The 8,143-nt window shown below is 67.5% G+C and carries 3 protein-coding genes; 1 reads left to right on the top strand and 2 read right to left on the bottom strand.

The genetic code is table 11. The features are described 5' to 3' along the window. Window positions 1-210: 210 nt before the first annotated feature. Window positions 211-396: a hypothetical protein gene (locus IEZ07_RS33585; RefSeq protein ID WP_191898481.1), complete on the top strand. Its 186-nt coding sequence runs from the start codon at window positions 211-213 to the stop codon at window positions 394-396. Between the two features lie 616 nt (window positions 397-1,012). Here the strand turns inward: IEZ07_RS33585 and IEZ07_RS33580 are convergent. Next, window positions 1,013-6,658, bottom strand: coding sequence for an RHS repeat-associated core domain-containing protein (locus IEZ07_RS33580; RefSeq protein ID WP_373868901.1), 5,646 nt, complete (start codon window positions 6,656-6,658; stop codon window positions 1,013-1,015). Between the two features lie 113 nt (window positions 6,659-6,771). Next, window positions 6,772-7,761, bottom strand: coding sequence for a hypothetical protein (locus IEZ07_RS36110; RefSeq protein ID WP_239321267.1), 990 nt, complete (start codon window positions 7,759-7,761; stop codon window positions 6,772-6,774). Window positions 7,762-8,143 lie beyond the last annotated feature (382 nt).

Below are 8,143 nucleotides of genomic sequence, written 5' to 3'. Positions count from 1 at the left end.
CCCGACGGCTTGCCGAAGACGAGCGCCGCGATACCGCCTGACCGGTTTCGCAACAGTCACTCACAGATGCGGTGGAACCCGGACCGGTGAAAACGGTCACCCAGCCACCGGGCCGGGTGCTGCTGGAGGTGCTGCGCGACTGTGAGGACAGCATCCTGCGTTTCACCCGTGACCTTATGATTCCCCCACGACGACCAGGCCGAACGTGATGTGCGCCCGGCCAAGACCCAGCAGGAGATCTTCGGCCGGCTCCGCTCAGAAACCGCCACCGAGCACCGCTACGCCATCCGCGGCTACGTCTCCACCGTCGCCGAGCACGGGGCCGATGTCATGGCGGCGATCCGTGACGCACTGCTCGGCTGCGCGTGGATGGCTCCGGATCCGGTATCGGCCTGATCCCGGCTCTGGCCCATGGCGACTCACACCCGAAGACGATCGCACACTGCGATCACGCGATACCGGAACGCGCCGGATGTGAATGCTTGCGATCAATCCCGATGGGTCACACTCCACCACCAGATGGATAGTTTATGCTTGATCAAATAGCGATATGCCCATAAATGCATCCATATCGGCAATTTATGGTGCGGGACGAATATCCATATATCGGCAGCGCAATCCTCGGCGATCTCTCTCGACTCGGGATTCCGGAGCAGTTCACGGAGGCGTTCTAGCAGTGCTTGATTTATTTCCTGTGTCAACCTCACCATATGCGATAGGGCGGTTACCCCCTGGCCGCGCCTTTCGGTTTCCTCCGAGTGGATCAGGCGCATTATCCGAAGGGCTACGACTTCGGCATCCGGACAGTTCAATGACAATCCGATCACGGCGACACCGACATGCGGCTCGCCTCGGTCGAATGCGGCGTCAACCTCTTCAGGGTCGTCGCATCCGATAAGACCCTCACCTGTAGCCCAGTTCATTTTCCTTCGCCTGTCGAGTCGACTCGGTTCTCGTGAACGGAGACCGAAATGCATATCATCCATCAGGGCTCTGCCGGAAAATACGGCTTTCATCGAGCCTTCCCTCGCTTGTTGAAGATGCCGGCCCTGATGAACGCGTTCTTCGATTTCTGATCCAGAAGGCTCCAGGTAACCACATAGCCGTGCCATGTGGCCCCCTCCGTCCGGGCGAACACTATTATCTCCCCGGTGGCCGCATCATATGCGATTCGCCGCCTCTCGCTGATGTTCAGCGACCTTGCGAGCATGGCCTTGGCGTTTGTGGGCTCCGGCCCCACTTTGGATCCGAGCTTGCCGTTCGCGTGCTTCGGGTTGGCTTCATAATTAAGCTTCGGGCCGAAGGGGACCTCGCCGCATGGATCCTCGTTGTGCACGAGGGCGTCATGTGTCCCGACGGCAATGTAGTAAGTGTGAAGATCATCGATCGTCAGGTTGTGGACACGCTGGTCGATGGTCACCTGGTCGGTGACGGCGATGACCTGAATCTGGACACTGGCACTGGTCCGCAGCCGATTCCCCGGCCGGAGTCCTCCGGCGGTTCGCCATTCACGCAGCTCCGGTAGCCAGAACCGGTGGTTGGCGGTCGCGACTACCACACCGATCGATTCACCCTTGACTCCGTCGGTGTCGACGGTAAGCCGTACTAGGTGCTTGTCACCCTTACTGGTGATCAGGGCGATGACAGGCTTGGCCTCAACCTTCCCGCTTTTGGGGTCGGAAGCCAGAACCGTATCGCCGATCTTTACCTGTTCGATGGGCTTACGGGAACCGTCGGCCATGACCACGGGTGTTCCTGGGACGAAACTACTCGTCGCCTTTTTCGCCAGTCCACAGGATTTCGCCAGATCCGCCTTGCTCTGGGTCAGTTCCTGCCGGCGTTTACCCAAGACCTTTCGAGCGTCCAGCAGGCCGTCGAGCGCTTTGAACGCCCGTCCGCCCAGGTTCCACAGGTCGTCGACGAGTTTCTTGAGCTTGTGCCACTTCCAGGGCGCGCCGTACTTGGCCGCGAGCTTGCCCACCGCTCCGCCGACCAGGGAGGCGAGGGCGTCGATCGCGGCGTCGGTGCACGCGTTCGCGTCCCCGGTGGTGAAGCAGTTGACGGCGTTGGTGACGCCGAGTGCGTCCATGAGGAGCTTGCCGAGTTGCTTGCCCACGGCGATCAGTTCCTGCAGGTACCTGTTGACGTCGGCCTCGGCGTTCTTGGCGAGGGTCTCGGCCAGTCTCTTCTTGACGGCCTTGCAGGCGACGGTGTGGTCCTTGCCCGGGCCGCAGGCGCTCTTCGGCTCCTTCGGTGGCGGGCGCAGACCGGTCGGGTCGGACATGCCGATCGGGTCACCGACGGCATAGCTGTAGGGGTTGGTCCACTGGGGCTTGTCGAGGCTGAGCAGCGGGTCGGGGGAGATGAAGCGGGCGGTGGCCGGGTCGTAGTAGCGGGCCGACAGGTAGGTCAGGCCGGTGGAGGCGTCCTCGGTCTTGCCGAGGAAGCCGCGGTCGGTGAAGGGCAGGTCGTCGATGCCTCGCCGCTGGCCGTACGGCAGGTAGCGCTCACGGGACACCTGGCCGGTGGAGTCGTCGATGGCCAGCTGGGCCGAGCCGTGCAGGCCGGAGGCCAGCCACTTGATCCCTGAGGCGTCGCGCATCGCAACCGTGGAACCGTCGGGTCCGGTGTAGTAGCGGGTGGCCTTCACCTGCCCGCCGGCGGACTTCACCTCCATTCCGCCGAGATACAGGGTGCGGCTGCCGTCGGGGTCGCGGCGGATCAGGCGTTCGCCGTCGGCGTCGTAGACCATGGAGGTCTCGGCGCCGTCGATGACGGCTTTGTCCAGCTGGCCGAGCGGGTTCCAGGTGAAGACGGCCTGCTTGCCGTCGACGGTGCGGCTGGTCAATCGCCCGGCGTCGTCGTAGCCGTAGGTGTCGGTGCGGCCGGGACGGGTGATGGAGGTGACCGCGTTCGGCCGGGCGGTTCCGGTGGGGTAGGCGTAGGTGGCGGTGGTGCCGCCGTCGGTCAGGGAAGTGAGGTTGCCGACGGCATCGTAGGCGAAGCGCTGATCGTAGGGATCGGGTCCCCGGTTGTCGGCGCCCGCCTCGCAGGAGGAGCCGGTGGTGGTGAACGCTGCTGTCAGCCGATCCAGGCCGTCGTAGGCGAAGCACTCGGACTGGCCGGGCGAGCCGTCGGTCGCTGCTGCGGCGTCCAGGATGCGGGTGATCTGGCCGGCGGCGTTGTAGGTGACCCGGTCGTCCTGGGCGACGGCCGGGCTGGAGGTGTCGGCCTTGGCGGTGGTGGTCAGCCGCTCCAGCCAGCCGGTCGCCTCGTCCCAGGTGAAGGCCCGCTTGACCTGGCCGCTGGCGCCGTAGGAGCGTTCGGCCGGACGTGCGGTCTTGGAATAGGACATCTCCTTGACGTAAGTGGTACCGCCGCCGAAGTCGGAGGTCAGCGCCTGAGGCAGGCCGAGACCGGTGTAGGAGAAGGTGAGTTGCTCGGCGGCCAGGTCGCCGGCGGCGGGCATGCCCTGGCCGGTCATGTTCCCGGCCCGGTCGTAGGCGGCGGTGAAGACGTACTCGCCCGCCAGGTCGCTCTCGGCCGCCGGGATGGTGAGTTTGGTGCCCGTCGGCCGGTAGGCGTGATCGTAGGCGGTGACCGCGTCAGTGTAGGCATGGCCGCCGACATAGCGGACCGACGAAGTGAGCTGGCCCTTTGCGACGGTGTCGTAGGTCCATTCGGCCAGCTTGGTGCCGGTGCTCGCCTCGCCCGTCCACTGGCTGGTCGGCCTGCCCAGGACGTCGTAGACGAGGGACACCTTGGTGCCGTTGCCGTCGACGCTCCAGGCCAGCCTGCCTGCGGCGTCGTAGCCGGCGGTGGTGGACCCGGAGTCGGGGTCGGTGCCGGCGGTGCGGCGGCCCAGCCAGTCGTAGGTGAAGGTGCGCACACCGCCGTTGGCATCGGTGATCTTCGTCAGGTTGCCCAGGCGGTCGTAGCCGTAGGTGGTGTCGTGGTGGGTGGAGGCGTCTTTCCACTCCTCCACCTTGGTTGTGCGGTCGGCGACGTTGCTGATCGTGACGGTCTTGCCGCCGACCGGCGGGGTGACCTCCATGCGGTCGGCGCCGGGGTAGGCGGTGGTGGTTCGGCGCAGTTCGTCGCCCAGGTGGTGGTCGATGACCGCGGTCGGCCGCTCCAGGCCGTCGTAGACGGTCTTGGTCCACTGCGGCAGCGAGGCCAGGGCCGGATTGAGCAGTCCACTGCCGGGTTCACCGGTGTTGTGCACCGGCGCCGAGGCGGCCGCAGCCAGGCCGCGACCGTCGTAAGCGGTGACGGTGACGGCCCGGCCACCAGCCGGGGAGGCCGTCTGGGTCTCCCGCGTACGGCCCAGACCGTCGTCGTAGCTGAACGTGGAGGTGTACGTCGCGTCGGCTCCGGTGCCCGACAGCAGCCGGCGCATGGTGGTCCTGGCCGGTCCGGTCGGCTGGCCGAGGTTCCCGTCGAAGGGGATGTCGTAGCTGACCGTCACAGTCGGCGTGCCGCCGCTGCGCGGCTCGCCGGGACGCCACAGCGCGGTGGTGCGGCCCAGTGCGTCGTAGTCGATCTCGATGCGCTTGCCGTTGGCGTCGGTGAGCACCACCGGAAGACCGGTGCGGTGAGAGGAGACGACGGTGGAGGTGTGGCCGAGCGGGTTGGTGACCGTCACCCCGGTTCGGGGCCAGCCGGTGGCCGGGCTGTAGGCCGTGGTGGTGGTCTTGCCCAGCGGGTCGGTGGAGGTCAGCAGGCGGCCGTAGTCGTCGAAGGTCGACTTGGTGACCGAGGCCGTGGACGCGTCGGCGTAGGTGCGGGTCTCGGTGACGTTGCCGTCGCTGGGGGCGTTGGTGGCCGGGTCACTGCCGCCGTCGTACAGGGCGACGGTCCGCCCGAGCACCTGCCCGGCCGCGCAGTCGTCGCCGGCGCGCCGCTCGACGACCGAGGGCAGGCCGGTGAGCCACTGCCCGGAGGCGGTGTTGCGGGCGTAGGTCGTGGTGGTGCAGGTGTTGTCGGCGGCCGTGGAGGTGTCGCCGTAGTCGTTGAGCCGGACCGGCAGGCCGTCGGCGTTGTAGGCGGTGCGCTGCTCGCTCCAGCGCCAGCCGCCCCCGGACACCTGCTCACGGGTACGTTCCTTCGTCCGGTGGACGAATGCCGGGTCCTGCACGCCGGGCCCGGTGCCGGTGGACACGACCGCGTACTCGTACCGTGTGGACTCCATCTCGGCGTAGGTGCGCGGGCTCAGGGAGGTGAGCTTCCACGCCTGTTCCTGCAGCACCTGTCCCTGCAGTGGGAGGGCGTCGGTGACGGTGTTGCCCTCGAAGTCGGTGATGGGCGCGCCGGTGCCGCGGAAGAACGTCTGCGACGTCACCGTGTAGCCGTTCGGGTCGGAGCCGGAGCCGCGCGTGGTGTGCACGGTGCCGTACCCGCGCCAGTCGGAGGTCGGCGGCTTCCACTGCGGTTCGGCGTACTCGACCGGGTTCGTCCAGCGGGGCCCGTCGCTGTACTCGTAGCCGTGCACGATGTCCGGGGAGCCGCCCACGAGGTCGCGTTCGGTGACCTTCATGGCGAGCTGCTTGAAGTAGCGGGTCCAGGCCTCGTTGCCGCCGTCGTACATGTCGACCCGGTAGCAGTCACCGCTCTGGTCGGCGAAGTAGTCGCTGCCGTCGCGGCCCTTGCCGCCCGAGCACGGATCGGCCTGGCCGTAGGCGACCTCGATGCGACCGCCCAGCCCGTTGCCGATCCCGGCGATGCGCGGCACCATCCGCCACGACAGGAAGTCCGTCCAGTCGGACATGTCGTCGTAGACCATCTTCCCGGCCACCATCGCCGCGTCGAAGTCGGTCGGCGGCAGCTTGGCCGGCGTTCCGGCCAGGCCCGTCTGCTGGACGGTGTCCAGCCAGAGCACCGGGTCGTACGGCGCGCCGAAGTCGGTGCGCGTGTACACCCACTCGTGGCGCAGGTCCAGCCGGGTGACCGGCTCCCACGCCGCCGAGGCGGTGTTGAGCGTCTCGGTCAGCACCGAGGTGAGCTTGCGGGTGGAGTAGAACGCGAGCGCGTCGTTGGCGCAGCCCTGCGCGGCGGTGCACAGCAGGTCGCCCGGCACGTCCACGCCGCCGCGGTCGGCGGTGGTGAAACTCATCCGCGCGGTCGGCGTGCTCCCGGCCACCTGGGTGTTGTGGCCCCACTGCACGCTCTTGAGGACCCCGCCCCGGTCATACGGCATAACCCGGTAGGTCTCGTGGTAGCAGGAGGGCAGGCAGAAGTAGTTGGTCTCCCGCTCGTAGACGTAGTCGACGACGTTCTCGTTGCGGTCGAGTTCCTGGTCGAGGTTCCAGCGCCACACGCCGGTGCAGGTCGGCGGGTCGGCGTCGGTGAAGTAGCGCTCCCAGCACGGCTCGCCCCGCTGGTTGGCGATGTACGGCAGCTGCCACTGGGCGTCCTTGGTGTAGCCGAACCGGTACACCTGCCCCTCCGACGAGGTCACCCTCCAGTACGGCTGGCCGTCCGCGCCACCGGAGACCTGCTCGATCCTCCAACCGAAGTCCGGTACCGTCTTCCACGCGCCCGAGGTACGGTCCTTGACGATCGAAGCGGACCGGCCGCCGACGTTGAGCACCAGATCAGACTGGGTGTAGTCGTTGGTCGCCGCGTCACCGTCGTTCTCGTCCGGTGACTCCCAGCACACCGCGCGCCCGGCCGTCCCGAGCTCCTCGGCGTACCAGGTCAGCTCGGCGGTCTCCCAGTCGTAGTAGTTGTCGACCGTGCAGCGCCGGTATTTGCGTTCGATGAATCCGGTGTTCAGCTCCCAGCCGACGCCGACCGCGCCGGACTGGTTGTTGGTCCAGTCACCTTGGCCGTCGACCGAGGAGGCGTCGTAGGTGAGCGACAGATCGGCCCGTTGCCGACCGGTGACGGCGGCTCCGGCAGTGGATAGCTGTAGCTGAACGATCCGCCGGAGGTGCCGGCCTGCCAGGTGCCCGACGGTTTGAGGTCGGTGGCACCGAAGTTCCCGTCCGGGCCGGTCATCCCGCCGGCCAGCACGAACACCGACCCGGCCGCCAGCTGCTCGGCCGCGGCCTGCTGCACCTCGGCGCGCGCGGCGGCCTTGGCATCGCCCTTCGGCGCCGCCGGGACCTTCACCGGTGTGCTTCTGCCGATCTCCACGTCGGCGACCAGCACGCCCTTCTTGAGGTCGTTGCGGGCGGCGACGGGCTGCGGACGCACCACGCAGCCCCTCGGCCGCGGCGTCGTCAACGCGCAGACGGGCAGGCGCAGCAGGCGCAGCCGGGAGGCGAAGTTGCCGCCGAAGGCGTCCCGGAAGCCCGCGTAGGAGAACTCCGCCCGCACCTTTCCCGGCGCGGCCGAGCCGTCGGCCCGCTCGATGCGGGCCGCCACCCCGACGCCGCCGAGTTTGCGGACCGCCTCCGGGGCCAGCGTCTCCACCTTCACCGTGCCGACGGCCGCGGCCTTGTCCGCGGCGGCGATCCGCACCGGTAGGTCGGCGGCCCGCTCCAGACCGGCGTCGGCCTGCACCTCGGCGCTGCCGGCCTTGGGCCAGACCGGCGGCTTGGGCGTGACCTTCGGATCCTTCTCCTCGACGCCCTGGGCGACCTTGGCGTCCGGGACGGCGCGGCCGTCGACCGACGGTTCGGGGGCCGGCTCGTCCGGGGACGCGGCGGCTGCCCGCCGCACCAGGTCCTCGGGCACTCCCACCCCGGAGACCAGCAGTGACATCGCCACCGCGATCACCGCAGCCGTCAGCCACATGCGCACGCGCCGGATCCGCATCCCGAGCCCTTCTCCGAGGCACGCTGACGCAGACCCTGGCGGCAGGGTCAGGAGACGTCAGAGAGCAGAGACAAAGAACGATCACCCGGGATGCTGATCGAGATGACAGAACGGGTCAACCCAGCGGAACGTCACTTGTCGGATGCTCTGTGCTCCTCGGGGGCGGGCTGAGATTGTGAACTCCATGGCCGGATATGCGGCCGCGCCTTGCTGTGAACGCTACGTTTACCCAAAATTTCTCTATGTGATGTGCATCACATATTGTTTGGAACGATTCTTCTACCATTTATGTAAGGGAACAAGGGTGTGATCGGGAAGGCAAAAAACATGCCCGCCTTCATCCGTCTGAATGGAGGGATCCGTCCGGTGCCGCCGGCCCGGT

It is taken from the genome of Planomonospora parontospora (assembly GCA_014647935.1).
GTDB classification, from domain to species: Bacteria; Actinomycetota; Actinomycetes; order Streptosporangiales; family Streptosporangiaceae; genus Planomonospora; species Planomonospora parontospora.
Note: the sequence above shows the minus strand (reverse complement) of the source record. Positions and strands in the feature narration are given on the sequence as shown.